The organism is Streptomyces sp. NPDC025784 (genome assembly GCF_055558435.1).
The window spans coordinates 620,619-634,874 of record NZ_JBVHMN010000002.1 but is presented as its reverse complement, the minus strand read 5'-3'; the positions used below and the strand labels follow the sequence as shown (position 1 = coordinate 634,874).

Sequence of the window (14,256 nt, the reverse complement as noted above, 5' to 3'; positions counted from 1 at the left end):
GGGCCGCCGGGCGAGCGAGCCTGGACGCGCGCGCGGGGGCGGGGCCGCGCGCCGTGCGGGTCAGGCGTCCGTGCGTTCCCAGCCGCGCCGTGGGGGCCGCGGTCCGAGCTGCCTCGGGTCGCGGGAGCGGTACACGACGTACGGCCGGAACAGGTACTGCACCGGGGCGCTGAACATGTGCACCAGGCGCGTGTACGGGACGAGCGCGATGAGCGCCATCCCGATGACCGCGTGGACCTGGTACAGCACCGGCACTCCCTCCATCAGCTCCGTCCTCGGTCGCAGTGTGAACAGGCTGCGCGCCCAGGGGGCGATGGTCTCGCGGTAGTCGTAGCCGTCGCCCGAGGTGTGCGTCAGCTTGGCGATCATGCCCATCACGATGGCGCCGAGCAGCACCACGTACATGAGCTTGTCGTTGACGGTCGTCGCGCGGAACACCGGCGAGTTGGTGCGCCGGCGGTAGATCAGCAGCACGATGCCGAGGACCGTGAGGACACCGGCCGCCGTGCCCCCGTACAACGAGAACAGGTGGTACGTGTGCTCGCTGACGCCGAGCGACCGCGTCCAGGACGCCGGGACGAACAGCCCCACCAGATGTCCGGCGAGCACGAACAGGATCCCGTAGTGGAAGGCGGGGGAGGCGATGTTCAGCAGCCGCGACTCGTAGACCTGGGACGAACGCGTGGTCCAGCCGAACTTGTCGTAGCGGTGGCGCCACACGAGGCCCGCGACGAGCAGTGCGAAGGCGATGTACGGCAGGGCGCCCCACAGGAGCGTGCTCATGAGTTCTCTCCGATGCCGGCGAGGTCTTCGGCAGCGGCGGGCCCGGACGGCGTCCGGCCGCCGAAGGGATCGAGACCGCCGGACGGTTCGAGACCGCCGAAGGGTTCGAGGCCGACCTCCTCGCGCGGCGGCCCCGACCGGGCCAGCGCGAGGGCCTCGGCACGGTCCTTGGGGGAGGGACCGGGGAGCGTGGCACACACCGCTTCGAGCACGGACGCGTACGGCGTGCCGAAGTCGGTGAGCGCGAGACGCAGCAGCTCCAGCCCGGCGCGGTGCTCGCGCAGCAGGAACGGTCCGGCGTGCGCGGAGAACTCGAGGACCGCCGGAAGGAAGTCCGGCAGCTCCTCACCGGTGAACTCCATGCCGTGTTCCCGGTACACCTGCTTGAAGCGCACCAGCGACATGCCGCGCCGACGGGTGTCGCCGTCGCGCCACCAGCTCAGGTAGAGGCTGTGCCGGTTCTTGAAGTCGAAGACCTGGACGTAGTGAGCGGCGAGGTCCTGGGCGGGCTCGGCGGCCGCGTGACCGAGGAATTCCGCGAGTTCCGGGGCCGCCGCGCGCAGCAGCCCGAGCCGCTCGCGGAACGTCTCGTCCGGGTAGGACAGGCAGTACGCGGCGGCCTGGTAGAGCACGGCGTGCGGCTTCATGTGTCCTCCCGGTCCGTCGTCTGCCGCCGGCGCAGGAGATGGAAGTTCTCCACGGACACGAGCGGCAGCCGTCTGCGGCCCGAGTCCTGGCCGAAGGGTCCGTCGCCGCCCATGCCGGGCCCGCCCTCGTAGTCGAGGCTGCATCCGTCGGGCAGCGCGGACTCCTCCAGGCGCCGGGCGTCCCCGACGGCGGCCGTCGGAATCACGTACCGCTCCTCGTACTTGGCGATCGCCAGCAGCCGGTACATCTCCTCGATCTCCGTGCCGCTCATGCCGACCGATGCGGCGATCGACGCGTCGGGCGGGTCGCCGAGGTTGAGGGCGCGCATGTGGGAGCGCATGGCGGCGAGCCTGCCGAGGGAGGCGCGGACCGGCCCGACGTCGCCCGCGGTGAAGAGCTCGGCGAGGTACTCGAGGGGGATGCGCAGGGTGTCGATCGCACCGAACAGGTTGTCCAGGTCCTCCCCGTCGTGCCCGGTCCCGGTCAGCGCGTCGACGACCGGGGACAGCGGCGGGATGTACCAGACCATCGGCATCGTGCGGTACTCCGGATGCAGCGGCAGCGCCACCCGGTACTTGCTGATCAGGGCGTGCACGGGGGAGCGCCGGGCCGCCTCCACCCAGTCGTGCGGGATACCTGCCTCCTCGGCGGCACCGCGCACGCCGGGATCCTCGGGGTCGAGGAACACGCCCAACTGTGCTTCGTACAGGGCCTTGTCGTCCGCGGTGGACGCGGCGGCGGTGACCCGGTCGGCGTCGTAGAGCATCACCCCGAGGTAGCGCAGCCGGCCCACGCACGTCTCGGAGCAGACGGTCGGCAGCCCGACCTCCACCCGCGGATAGCACAGCGTGCACTTCTCGGCCTTGCCGGTCCGGTGGTTGAAGTACACCTTCTTGTACGGGCAGCCGGTGACGCACATGCGCCAGCCCCGGCAGCGGTCCTGGTCGACCAGGACGATGCCGTCCTCGGTCCGCTTGTACATGGCGCCCGACGGGCAGGACGCCACGCACGACGGGTTGAGACAGTGCTCGCAGATGCGCGGCAGATAGAACATGAAGGTCTCCTCGAAGGAGAACTTCACCTTCTCCGACGCCTGCTCGCGCAGACGTTGCACCATCGGGTCCCGCTCGGCGAGTTCCGGGGCGCCCGCCAGATTGTCGTCCCAGTTCGAGGACCACTCGATCTTCATCGGCTTCCCGGTCAGCTGCGAGACGGGCCGCGCCACCGGGAAGTCGTCGCCGAGCGGAGCCTCGGTGAGGTTCCGGTATTCGTACGTCCAGGGCTCGTAGTAGTCCTTGATCTCCGGGAGTTCGGGGTTGGAGAAGATTCCCGCGAGCTTGTGGAGGCGTCCGCCGGCCTTGAGCCTGAGCGCGCCGCGCCGGTTGAGCTCCCAGCCGCCGCGCCACTTCTCCTGGTCCTCGTAGCGGCGGGGATAGCCCTGTCCCGGTCTGGTCTCGACGTTGTTGAACCAGACGTACTCCATGCCGCTGCGGTTGGTCCACGCCTGCTTGCAGGTCACCGAACAGGTGTGGCAGCCGATGCACTTGTCGAGGTTCATGACCATCGCGATCTGGGCCATCGGGCGCATCAGTACTCGACCTCCTGGCTGCGGCGGCGGACGACCGTCACCTCGTCGCGCTGGTTGCCCGTCGGACCCAGATAGTTGAACGCCCAGGACAACTGGGCGTAACCGCCGATGAGATGGGACGGCTTGAGGAGCAGCCGGGTCAGCGAGTTGTGGATCCCGCCGCGCCTGCCGGTGGCCTCCGTCTTCGGGACGTTCACCGTGCGCTCCTGCGCGTGGTGCATGTAGACCGTGCCCGCCGGCATCCGGTGCGAGACCACCGCGCGGGCCACCACCACGCCGTTGCGGTTCACCGCCTCGATCCAGTCGTCGTCCCGCACGCCGATCGCCGCCGCGTCCTCGGGGGACATCCAGATGTTCTGGCCGCCCCGCGACAACGACAGCATGAACAGGTTGTCCTGGTACTCGGAGTGGATGGACCACTTGTTGTGCGGCGTCAGATAACGGACCGTCACCTCCGCCTGCCCGTCCGTTCCGAGGCGCGGCTCGCCGAACAGCCGGTGCATGTCGAGCGGCGGGCGGTACACCGGCAGCGCCTCGCCCAGTTCGTGCATCCAGTCGTGGTCCAGGAAGAGGTGCTGACGTCCGGTGAGGGTGTGCCAGGGCTTGAGATGCTCGGTGTTGAGGGTGAACGCGGTGTAGCGCCGGCCGCCCGACTCGCTGCCCGACCACTCGGGCGAGGTGATCACCGGCACCGGCGCGGCCTGTGTGTCCGCGTACGTGATCCGCTTGCCCTCGTGCTCGGACGCCAGATGCGCCATCTCCTGCCCCGTGCGCGCCTCCAGGGTGCGGAACCCCTGGGTGGCCAGGCGCCCGTTGGTCGTCCCGGACAGCGCGAGGATCGTGTTCGCCGCCTTCACCGCCGTGTCGAGCGCGGGCCGCCCGTCGGCGGGGCCGCCGCGCACCACGCCGTTCAGCTCCCGCAGCCGCTCGACCTCCTCGTCCGGCCGCAGGACGATGCCCTTCGCGGGCAGCCCCAGCCGCTCCACCAGCGGACCGAGCGCCGTGAACTTGGCGCCGATCGCCGTGTAGTCGCGCTCCACCACCGCCAGGTTCGGCAGGGTCTCGCCGGGCACCGGATCGCACTCGCCGCGCTTCCAGTCGCGTACCACCCCACCGGGCTGGGCGACCTCTCCGGGGGTGTCGTGCTGGAGGGCGGTGGCCACCAGGTCCTTGCGCACGCCGAGATGGTCGACGGCGAGTTCGCTCAGCTGCTCGGCCAGCGCCTTGAACGTCTCGAAGTCGGTGCGGGCCTGCCACGGCGGGTCCACCGCCGGGGCGAAGGAGTGCACATAGGGATGCATGTCGGTGGTCGACAGGTCGTGCTTCTCGTACCAGGTCGCCGCGGGCAGGACCACGTCCGACAGCAGCGTCGAGGAGGTCTGCCGGAAGTCGAGGGAGAGCAGCAGGTCGAGCTTGCCCTCGGGGGCCTCATCCCGCCAGGTCACGTCCCGGGGGCGGACCTCGGGCTCCGCCTCCTCGGCCCGCAGCGACGAGTGCGTGCCCAGCAGATGCCGGGTGAAGTACTCGGCGCCCTTCGCCGACGAACCGAGCAGGTTGGCGCGCCACAGGGTGAGCACGCGCGGCCAGTTCTCCGGCGCGTCGGGATCCTCGCAGGCGAACTTCAGTGTGCCCGACCGGAGTTCGGCCACCGCGTTCGCCACCGGATCGCCGAACACCGCACCCAGCTCCAGCGGATTGCGGTCGAACGTCGGATACGACGGCATCCACCCCACACGGGCCGACAGCGCCAGACAGTCCGCCGCCGTCATGCCCGCGAGGCGGCCCTCGCCGAGCGGGGAGGCGAGCACGTCGGCCGCGAACCGGTCGTAGCGCCACTGGTCGGTGTTGAGGAACCAGTACGCGGTGCCGATCATCTGCCGCGGCGGCCGGCTCCAGTCCCCGGCCCCCGCGAGCGTGGCCCAGCCGGTGGCCGGGCGGCACTTCTCCTGGCCCACGTAATGCGCCCAGCCGCCGCCGTTGCGGCCCTGGCAGCCGGTGAGCTGGAGCAGCGCGAGGAACGCCCGGTAGATCGTCTCGGAGTGGAACCAGTGATTGGTCCCCGCACCCATCAGGATCATGCAGCGGCCCCGCGACCGCTCGGCCGTGCGCGCGAACTCCCGGGCGATCCTCACGCACTTGGCCGCCGGGACGGACGTGTGGACCTCCTGCCAGCCGGGCGTACCCGGCGTCCCGGCGTCCTCGTACGAGGACGGCCAGTCGCCCGGCAGACCGGGCCGTCCCACCCCGTACTGCGCGAGCAGGAGATCGAAGACCGTCGTCACCAGCGGACCCCCGCGCCCGCCCAGCTGCGTCGCCGGAACACCCCGGCGCACGACGTCGCCACGGCCCTGGCCGTGCTCGCCGCCCTCGGTGTCGAAGCGCGGCAGCAGCACCTCGACCCCGCCCGCCGCCTCGTGCCCGTACAGCGTCAACTCAGGCTCGATGTCACCCAGTTCGAGGTTCCACCTGCCCTTGCCGGACTCCGTCCAGCGGAAGCCGAGGGAGCCGCCCGGCACCACCGCCCGGCCGGTCACCGAGTCCAGCACCACCGTCTTCCACTCGGCGCCCTCACCGGCCCGTCCCACCTCGGTGGCGCGCAGGAACTTCGCGGGGACGTACGCGCCGTCCTCCTTCTCCGTCAGCGTCACCAGGAACGGCAGATCGGTGAACTTCCGTACGTAGTCGGTGAAGAAGGGCGTCCGGCGGTCGACGAAGAACTCCTTGAGGACGACATGTCCCATCGCGAGGGCGAGCGCGCCGTCCGTGCCCGGGTGGGGGTGCAGCCACTCGTCCGCGAACTTCGCGTTGTCCGCGTAGTCCGGCGCGACCACCACCACCTTCTGGCCGCGGTAGCGGGCCTCCGCCATCCAGTGGGCGTCCGGCGTCCGGGTCACCGGGACGTTCGAACCCCACATCATCAGGTACGCGGCGTCCCACCAGTCGCCCGACTCCGGCACGTCGGTCTGGTCGCCGAAGACCTGTGGCGAAGCGACCGGCAGATCGGCGTACCAGTCGTAGAAGGAGAGCATCGGCGCGCCGATCAGGCTCATGAAACGTGCCCCGGCCGCGTGCGACACCATCGACATCGCGGGGATGGGGGAGAACCCGGCGATGCGGTCCGGGCCGTGCGTCTTGATCGTGTGGACGTGCGCCGCGGCGACCAGCTCGACCGCCTCGTCCCAGCCGGCCCGCACCAGCCCGCCCTTGCCGCGCGCCCGCTGGTAGCGGCGGCGGCGCTCCGGGTCGCCCTGGATGTCCGCCCAGGCCAGCACGGGATCGCCCAGCCGCCCCTTCGCCTCCCGGAACATCTCCAGCAGGACGCCCCGGACGTAGGGGTGACGGACCCGGGTGGGGGAGTACGTGTACCAGGAGAACGCGGCGCCCCGCGGACAGCCGCGCGGCTCGTACTCGGGACGGTCGGGCCCCACCGACGGATAGTCCGTCTCCTGGGTCTCCCACGTGATGATGCCGTCCTTGACGTACACCTTCCAGCGGCAGGAGCCGGTGCAGTTCACCCCGTGCGTCGAGTGCACGACCTTGTCGTGACTCCAGCGGTCCCGGTAGAAGGAGTCCGCCTCGCGGCCGCCGGTCAGACCGATGCTGTGCAGGTCGGGTGCCGCTGTGCCGTGGCGGAAGAACCGTCCGGCACGCAGCAGCGCCGCGCCCGGTTCGGTGGGCGGTGTCCGCGTGTCCGTCACGTGCGCTCCCTTGCTCACCCCGTGTCTCGAACCTAGGGGCGGGCGCGGGAGCGCACCCGTTCACGGCACCCGTACGGGTCAGGACTTGACGGCGACCCCCGCGTACACCGGGACGGGGCCCTCCGCCTGATCCGCCAGGTCCTCCTCCTCCGGGCGCCACTCGGAGACCGCCACCACGCCCGGATCGACCAGCTCCAGACCGTCGAAGAACCGGGTGAACTCGTCCCGCGAACGGGGATGGAAGGGCGTGCCGCTCCGGCGGAACAGCTCGGCGGCCTTCGTCACACCCTCCGGACTGATGTCGGAGGTCACCTGGGACAGCACCAGGAAGCTGCCCGGCACGAGCGCGTCGACATACCCCTTGAGCAGCCCGTACACGTCGTCCTCGCCGGCGTCGCCCAGATAGTGGGTGAGCGCGACCAGCGACAGCGCGACGGGCCGCGTGAGGTCCAGGGACTCGCCGGCCAGCCGCATGATCGTCTCGGGGTCCCGGACATCGGCGTGCACGTACTCGGTGGAACCCTCGGCGGTGCCGTGCAGCAGCGCCTGCGCGTGACGCAGCACGATCGGGTCGTTGTCGGCGTAGACGATCCTCGACTCCGGCGCGCTCCCCTGGGCCACCTGGTGCAGGTTCGGCTCCGTGGGGATGCCCGTCCCGATGTCGAGGAACTGCCGTATCCCCGCGTCGGCGGCGGCCCGCGTCGCCCGGTGCATGAACCGGCGGTTGGCGCGCGCCCCGCGCACCGCGGTGCCGTCCGCCGCGAGGATCCTGCGCGCCAGCTCCTCGTCCACCGGGTAGTTGTCCTTGCCGCCCAGCCACCAGTCGTAGACGCGAGCGGGGTGGGGCCGGCTGGTGTCCACGCGGGTGGGCGCGGCTTCACGTTCGGTCATGCGGCTGCTCCTCAAGGTGCTCGATGGGTGCGACGGCGTCTCAGGAACTCTCGCGGAACTCCTGGAGGATCCTCCTGGTGCGCTGCACGGACGCCGCGTGGGCGGACATGAGGTCGAGGACCTCCAGGTGCTGCGACACCTCCGGGCGCGAGTCGAGGTACAGGGCGCCGGTGACGTACTCGCTGTACACCATGTCCGGCAGCTCGGGCTCCGCGAAGCGGAACAGCGCGAACGACGTGTACGTCCCCGGGTGCGGGCCGCTCGCGTACTCGGCGACCTGGAGCGTGACGTGACCGCCGTCCATGGCCACGAGAAGCCGGTCGATCTGGTCGCGCATGACCCCGCCGTCGATGCTCACGGGCCGGCGCAGCGCCGTCTCGTCCATGATCACCCACAGGTGCGGCGGGTTCTCGCGGGTGAGCAGCTTCTGCCGGTTCATGCGCAGCGCGACATGCCGCTCTATGGCCTCGGGGCCGGTCTGTCCGACGGTCCCGGCCTCCAGCACGGCGCGCGCGTAGTCCTCGGTCTGCAGCAGACCGGGAACGAAGTGCGGCTCGTACGAGCGGATCATCCGGGCGGCGCCCTCGAGACTGACGTGCATGCTGAACCAGTCGGGCAGCACGTCGTGGAAACGCTGCCACCAGCCCGGCTGGTTCGCTTCCTCGGCCAGCGCGACGAACGTGCTCACCTCGCCGTCGGCCACCCCGTACGTCTCCAGCAGCATCTGCACGTAAGGGATCTTGAGGGCGACCTCGGCCATCTCCATGCGCCGTACCGTCGCCGGGGCGACCCGCAGCACCTGGGCCGCCTCCTCGCGCTTCAGCCCGGCGGCCTCCCGAAGCTCCTGCAACCGCCGCCCCAGTACCACCTGCCCCACGGTGGGCGCAGCCCGCCGCTCACTCACGCCACGCCTCCCCACGCGCCGAAGTCTGCGTGCAGTGTGTCATGTTCGCGGAGAACCCTCAGGGGGTCCGGGGCAACGGACCGGTGGGCAGCGGGCTTTGTGACCTCGGGGGTGCGGGCGCCGGTGCGCGCACGCTCAGAGATCGACCGGCGACGCGTCGTCGCCGAGTCCGGGGCGCACCCGCGTCAGCAGGCACTCTTCCAGTACGGACGCGTAGATGGCCGCTCGGGTGGCGGCGGGGTGGCTCGGCGGCCAGATCCCCCGGCGGAAGACACAGCGGCGACCGCGGAAGTGCAGCACGGCCGTGGCGGCGACGGCCACATCGCCCGCGGCGCCGGGCACGACGTCGCAAGTGAGCGATTCCAGTTCGGCGCCCCGTCGCGCGCACAGGTCCTGGACGGCCCGGTGGGCGGACCGCAGGAACACGTCCGTGTACTCCTGCGGCCCGCCCGGGTCGACGCGGTCGTCAGTCACCGCAGTTGTGCATCGCGCTGTCCACCGAGGCCAGGACGACCTCACCGCCGCCGGCCGGAAGGACGAGGTGGACGCCGTTGACCTTGACGCCTGAGTCGGCGGCGGTCGAGGGCACTTGTTCGTTCACGATGAGCCGGCCACCTCCGACGAGCGGGATCTCCGTATTCGGATCACCCGACACGTTAACCGGAACTCCCGCGATCTTCAGGGTGAGTGCGGTGCTGCCCGTGGCCTTGCCGCACTGGCCGCTGGAGGTCGCGGTGAGCCCGGACACCTCGATGAGGGGCACACCGGGCAGTCCGATGCGGGCCTGCGCCACGGTCGAGACCGCCGTGACCCTGCCGGGGGCGAGCGTCGTGGTGACGTCGGGGCACAGCTTCTGCGCGGACAGCAGGGGGGAGGTGTACGCGGCCGAGCACGGGGTGTCGGTCGCGGTCGCGTCCGCCGTGCGGACGGTTCCGGTGTCGGGCCGCGGATCGATTTTTAGCAGCGGTACGCCGAGGAGGTCGACGTGTGCCGACATGCCGTAGGCGCGGCCTGTCGCGTACTGAAGCTTCAGCTGCGCGGAGGTGTCGGAGGCGAGATGGCCGGCGTCACCGGCGAAGGACGCGCGCAGCGGGACGGTGGCGGCGTCGGTCAGCGGCTGGTCCACCGACGCGACGGTGCAGACAGCGGTCCCGGTGTCGCTCGTCGTCCCCGTACACGTCTGCTCGTCGTCCCCGGTGCCGAGGGCGAAGCGCACGGTGCGCCCGGATACCGCGTCCCCGCGGAAGTCGGTGAGCTCGGCGGCCAGTCGGGCGGACGTTCCGTTGGCCAGGTGGGTCACGCCGGTGTAGTCGAGTTCGGTCGGCGAGGTCAGGCCCAGTTCGGCGGACGTGCCGGACGGGTTGTAGTCGTCGTCGCCGCCGAAGGTGACGGCGACAGGCACGGCGTTCGACGCTCCCTGCGGCTGGTCGACCGAGTCGATGGTGCAGGTCGCCGTGCCCGATGCCGTGGTGGTCCCTGTGCACGTCTGCTGCGTGGCCCCCGTGCCCAGGGCGAATCGCACGGCACGGCCGCCTACCGGCGTCCCGAAGTCGTTGGTGAGCTTCGCCGACAGTCGGGCCGGTGATCCGTTCACCGCGCTGTCGGCACCGGTGTAGGTGAGGGCCGTGTCCACCTTGTGGGGCTGCTCCGGACCGGGGCAGGCGGCAGCCTGGAGGCAGGGCAGGAAGTAGTAGGCCGTGATGATCCCGAACGGCCTGCCGTCACCCGAGCGCGGGTCGTTGTGGGTGACGTACACGACGACGAGGCTGGCGTCCGTGTTGGTGCAGATCACCCGGTTGTCCGGAGCGGGGACGCAGAACCCCTCGGTGCCGACGGTCTCCTGGATGTCCTCGTGGTCGGGCACCACACCGTGTTCCAGGATGTGCCGCCTGCCGAAGCCGTCCACGGGAGGGTTGCACTGGGGCGTCTTGCAGTCGCTCTGCCCTTCCCGCAACGGGATGTCGTTGCCCGCCGTGCCCCGGAAGCTGTCGACGACGGTCCAGTCGATCATGTTCGGATTCGGATCGCCGGGGTCGGCGCTCGCGGTGGCGGGTGCGACGAGGGCGGCCAACAGGGCCATGAGCAAGGTGAGCAGAGCTGTAGACAGATGTCGGCGACCCCGGCTGTATGCCGGGGCGCGCATGGGCGTGCGCGGACGACCGTGAAGAACCGGCACGGAATCCCCTCCTTGTGACCGGCCCGCCCGGTGACGGCCCGGCGTCCCCGCGACGACCGGACCGCCTCGGGATACTCACCCTGCCGTCCAGTAAGGGGCATGACAAAGGGTTGCTGTGCTACGGCGCGTTGCCGGTGCGGGGAGCCCGGTGGGCCCCAGGGAGCGTGCGGGCCCGTAGCCGCGGGAGGGTCCGTCGGAGGGTGTACCGGACGGGGCTTCGTCCGGTGATGACCGGAGGGGCGATTACCTCCGACGTAATCGACCCCCACCCGAGCCCCCGGCATGGTGGGCGTACTGGTTCCCGGGCCGGCGCACTCCGGTCCGGGGGCCAGGCGTCCCCACTGCAGGGATCCCTGCAGGAGTCCCGCTGGAATCCGACCTCGACGGAGGGTGATCCGCCATGTCCGCAACCCAGTTCGCAGCCCTGGCCCGCACGACCGAGCCGCGCACCGCGCTGCGCCGGTTCCTGGTGCTGGACGCCCTGGTCACCGGCGCCAACGCGGTCGCCTACCTGGCCGCCTCCGGGCCGCTCGGGAGGCTGCTCGGTGTCGGGTCCGGCCTGCTGCTCGAACTCGGGCTCGTCCTCGCGGTGTACGCGGCGGCCGTCGGTCTGCTCGCTTCGCGGGCCGAGCCCTCCGCGTGGGCCGTGCGTGCCGTGATCGAGACCAACCTGGCCTGGACGCTGCTGAGTTGCGCGGCTGTCGCCCTGTGGCTGTCGCCGAGCACCACGGGCACCGTGTGGGGCGTGCTGCAGGCGCTCACGGTGGCGGGTTTCGCGGCGCTCCAGTACGCGGCACTGCGGGCCCGCGAAGCCTGAGCCCGGTGAGCCTCAGGACAGAGTCGATCGAAGGTACTTGACCGTCGCCGGGTCGGCCGGGAGGAACGTCTCGATGGCCAGCTCGGCGACGGTCACGTCCATCGGCGTGTTGAAGGTGGAGATGGACGAGATGAACGACAGGGTCCGGCCCTCGTGCTCGATCTGCATCGGCAGCGCGAAGTACGGGACCGGGCCCATGGGTTCGTCGTCCTCCTCCGGCTCCGGGACCGGGTAGGCCGCCACTTCCTCGTACAGGGCGCGCAGCGATTCCGAGCGGCGCAGGGCGATCTGACGGTCCATCTGGGCGAGCAGATGATCGCGCCACGCGCGCAGATTGCGGATGCGCGGGGCCAGCCCCTCCGGGTGGAGGGTGAGTCGCATCGCGTTCAGCGGGGGTTCGAGGAGGTGCTCAGGGACGCCGTCCAGGAGCATGGCGATGCCGCGGTTCGCGGCGAGGACGTTGTACGTGGCGTCCACCACCAGCGCCGGATACGGCTCGTAGCCCTGGATCAGCCGTTCCATGCCCTCGCGCAGGGCGTCCATCGAGGGGTCGTCGAGCGGTGTCTCCGGGTAGTACGGCGCGTAGCCGGCTGCGAGGAGCAGCGCGTTGCGGTCCCGCACCGGGATGTCCAGGTGCTCCGCCAGACGCAGCACCATCTCCTCGCTGGGACGTGAGCGGCCCGTCTCGATGAAGCTGATGTGACGGGCCGAGGATCCCGCGCGCAGCGCGAGCTCCAGCTGGCTCACCCGCCGTTGCTCCCGCCAGCCGCGCAGCAGCGGGCCGACGCCCTCCTCGGCACGGCGCTCCTTGCCTGCGCCGTGCACGGCGCCTCTGCCGGCGGGGGCACTGGGAAGCATGGCGGCTCCGGACGCGACAATCCTCATACGACGACGGTAGTCGAGGAACGGCGACGGCGGCCGGGCAGCGGCCACCGCGGCCGGCCGAGGAACGGCTCGTGAGCGGTGCGGAGGACGGCGAGTGAGCGGTACGGAGGACGGCGAGTGAGCGGTACGGAGGACGGCGAGTGAGCGTGACCGGGATCGGGCGTCCGGACTGGCAGACCGAGGCGGTCTACCGCGCACGCGTGCGCGGTTGCCTGCTCGGCGGCGCGATCGGCGACGCCCTCGGTTATCCGATCGAGTTCGTCTCCCTCGAAGGGATCCGCTCCGCGCACGGTCCCCGGGGCGTGACCGGTCTCGTACCCGACGCCGACGGAGTCGTGGGACGGGTCAGCGACGACACACAGATGACGCTGTTCACCGTCGAGGGGCTCGGGCAGGCGCACGCACGCGAGCGCCGCAAGGGCATCGGTGGCGGCGCACCGCGGCTGGTGCGCTGGGCCTACGAGCGGTGGCTGGAGACCCAACGCCGGCCCGGCCCCGCGGACAGCGCGTTCTCCGGCTCAGGAGGGCACGGCCCCGGCGGATACGCAGGCCCCACCGGTGGTCTGGCCACGCAGCCCTGGCTCTACGCCCGCCGCGCCCCCGGCAACGCCTGCCTCTCCGGGCTCGAACAGGACCACGTCCCCGACCCCGCTCTGCGGCTCGGGCCGCCGGGCGAGGTGAACCCCCAGTCCAAGGGGTGCGGTGCCGTCATGCGCTCGGCGCCCTTCGGGCTCGGCCCCGTGACGGAGGACGTCGCCTTCGGGCTCGCGGCCCGCTGCGCCCAGATGACCCATGGCCACCCCACCGGGTACTACGCGGCCGGGGCGCTGGCCGCGATGGTCGTGCACCTGGTCGCGGGGGAGTCCGTCGAGAGCTCCGTCCTGCGGGCGCTCAGGCTGCTCGCCCGGCACCCCTGCCACGAGGAGACGTCGGCCGCCCTGCGGCGCGCCCTGGAGCTGGCCGACGCGGGTGAGCCCGACGCGGAGCAGGTGGAGCGGCTCGGCGCGGGCTGGGTCGCCGAGGAGGCCCTCGCCATCGCGGTGTACTGCGCGCTGGCCCGCCCCCGTGTGGGCGACGCACTGCTGCTGTCCGTCAACCACTCCGGTGACAGCGACTCCACCGGCGCCATCTGCGGCAACCTGCTCGGCGCCCGCCACGGCGACCACGGGCTTCCGCAGCAGTGGCTGGAGCGGGTCGAGGGACGGGCATGGATCGCCGCGACCGCCGACGACTTCGCGGCGGAGTGCGTCCGGCGCTGAGCCGTGCCGGGCACCGCCTCGGTATTCGTTCTCCGGCAGGCGTCCCGTGCCGGGCACCGCCTCGGCATTCCTTCCCCGGCAGGCGTCCCGTGCCGGGCACCGTCGCGGTTCTCCTCCCCTGGCAGGCGTCCCGTCCCGGGGAAGGCCTCGGGCGCGGGAAGCCCCGGCCGGGGGAAGCTCTTGCCCGGGAGCACTCCGGTCGCGGGGAGGCCTCAGCCGGCGGAGGCCCCGGACGAGGCAGCTCACCGCCGTTCCGACGTTCGCGGCAGCGGGGCCGGCCCCTGCGGCCCTTGCGGAGCGCGGGAACGAGGCCGGCCCTTGCGGAGCGCGGGAACGAGGCCGGCCCTTGCGGAGCCCAGGGAACAGGGCAGGCCCCTCCGAACCCGGGGAACGAGGCCGGCCCTTCCGGAGCCTGGGGAACAAGGCAGGCCCTTCCCGAGCCCGGGGACCGAGGCCGGTCCTGCGGAGCCCGGGAACCGACACCCCCCCGGAGCCCGGGAACCGACGCCGACCCGGGCCCGGCGGACCGACAACGGCCGATGTCCACGGAGCCGGGCGCGAGCCCCTGTGGCACGCTGAGGAATGCGGGAACCCGCAGCCCCTTCCC

At 71.6% G+C, this 14,256-nt stretch carries 11 protein-coding genes; 2 read left to right on the top strand and 9 right to left on the bottom strand.

Annotation, left to right across the window (positions count from 1 at the left end; genetic code table 11):
- Positions 1–60: 60 nt before the first annotated feature.
- The 8 genes from narI to ACZ4IF_RS08755 form a co-directional block, all read right to left on the bottom strand.
- Entirely contained in the window at positions 61–783 is a 723-nt protein-coding gene (gene narI / locus ACZ4IF_RS08790) for a respiratory nitrate reductase subunit gamma (protein ID WP_467560868.1), read from the bottom strand.
- Complete coding sequence (gene narJ, locus ACZ4IF_RS08785; RefSeq protein ID WP_467560866.1) at positions 780–1,430, bottom strand: nitrate reductase molybdenum cofactor assembly chaperone; 651 nt, start codon at positions 1,428–1,430, stop codon at positions 780–782. The genes narI and narJ overlap by 4 nt, the downstream gene beginning before the upstream one ends.
- The gene (narH, locus tag ACZ4IF_RS08780) at positions 1,427–3,019 is read right to left on the bottom strand and encodes a nitrate reductase subunit beta (RefSeq protein ID WP_359495271.1); all 1,593 of its coding nucleotides are present in this window, start codon (positions 3,017–3,019) and stop codon (positions 1,427–1,429) included. The genes narJ and narH overlap by 4 nt, the downstream gene beginning before the upstream one ends.
- Positions 3,019–6,717 (bottom strand): nitrate reductase subunit alpha, encoded by a 3,699-nt coding sequence (locus ACZ4IF_RS08775; protein WP_467560863.1) that lies wholly within the window; start codon positions 6,715–6,717, stop codon positions 3,019–3,021. The genes narH and ACZ4IF_RS08775 overlap by 1 nt, the downstream gene beginning before the upstream one ends.
- A gap of 78 nt (positions 6,718–6,795) precedes the next feature.
- Complete coding sequence (locus ACZ4IF_RS08770) at positions 6,796–7,608, bottom strand: SAM-dependent methyltransferase (RefSeq protein ID WP_467560861.1); 813 nt, start codon at positions 7,606–7,608, stop codon at positions 6,796–6,798.
- A gap of 40 nt (positions 7,609–7,648) precedes the next feature.
- Positions 7,649–8,512, bottom strand: a complete 864-nt coding sequence (locus ACZ4IF_RS08765) for a helix-turn-helix domain-containing protein (protein ID WP_467560859.1) — start codon at positions 8,510–8,512, stop codon at positions 7,649–7,651.
- 135 nt (positions 8,513–8,647) lie between these two features.
- The gene (locus ACZ4IF_RS08760) at positions 8,648–8,986 is read right to left on the bottom strand and encodes a hypothetical protein (protein ID WP_467560857.1); all 339 of its coding nucleotides are present in this window, start codon (positions 8,984–8,986) and stop codon (positions 8,648–8,650) included.
- The gene (locus ACZ4IF_RS08755) at positions 8,979–10,592 is read right to left on the bottom strand and encodes a choice-of-anchor P family protein (protein WP_467560855.1); all 1,614 of its coding nucleotides are present in this window, start codon (positions 10,590–10,592) and stop codon (positions 8,979–8,981) included. The genes ACZ4IF_RS08760 and ACZ4IF_RS08755 overlap by 8 nt, the downstream gene beginning before the upstream one ends.
- Positions 10,593–11,088: 496 nt before the next feature.
- Here ACZ4IF_RS08755 and ACZ4IF_RS08750 point away from each other — a divergent pair, with 496 nt between their 5' ends.
- Entirely contained in the window at positions 11,089–11,505 is a 417-nt protein-coding gene (locus ACZ4IF_RS08750; protein WP_467560853.1) for a hypothetical protein, read from the top strand.
- Positions 11,506–11,517: 12 nt separating this feature from the next.
- Here the strand turns inward: ACZ4IF_RS08750 and ACZ4IF_RS08745 are convergent, their stop codons facing one another.
- Positions 11,518–12,390, bottom strand: a complete 873-nt coding sequence (locus ACZ4IF_RS08745; protein ID WP_467560851.1) for a helix-turn-helix domain-containing protein — start codon at positions 12,388–12,390, stop codon at positions 11,518–11,520.
- A 140-nt stretch (positions 12,391–12,530) separates the two neighbouring features.
- Here ACZ4IF_RS08745 and ACZ4IF_RS08740 point away from each other — a divergent pair, with 140 nt between their 5' ends.
- Entirely contained in the window at positions 12,531–13,649 is a 1,119-nt protein-coding gene (locus ACZ4IF_RS08740; protein WP_467560849.1) for an ADP-ribosylglycohydrolase family protein, read from the top strand.
- Positions 13,650–14,256: the final 607 nt, after the last annotated feature.

What these genes read in the sequence shown, in the direction of transcription:
- narI (WP_467560868.1), bottom strand. Translation starts at nt 783, where the DNA reads ATGAGCACGCTCCTGTGGGGCGCCCTGCCGTACATCGCCTTCGCACTG.
- narJ (WP_467560866.1), bottom strand. Translation starts at nt 1,430, where the DNA reads ATGAAGCCGCACGCCGTGCTCTACCAGGCCGCCGCGTACTGCCTGTCC.
- narH (WP_359495271.1), bottom strand. Translation starts at nt 3,019, where the DNA reads ATGCGCCCGATGGCCCAGATCGCGATGGTCATGAACCTCGACAAGTGC.
- ACZ4IF_RS08770 (WP_467560861.1), bottom strand. Translation starts at nt 7,608, where the DNA reads ATGACCGAACGTGAAGCCGCGCCCACCCGCGTGGACACCAGCCGGCCC.
- ACZ4IF_RS08755 (WP_467560855.1), bottom strand. Translation starts at nt 10,592, where the DNA reads ATGGCCCTGTTGGCCGCCCTCGTCGCACCCGCCACCGCGAGCGCCGAC.
- ACZ4IF_RS08750 (WP_467560853.1), top strand. Translation starts at nt 11,089, where the DNA reads ATGTCCGCAACCCAGTTCGCAGCCCTGGCCCGCACGACCGAGCCGCGC.
- ACZ4IF_RS08745 (WP_467560851.1), bottom strand. Translation starts at nt 12,390, where the DNA reads ATGAGGATTGTCGCGTCCGGAGCCGCCATGCTTCCCAGTGCCCCCGCC.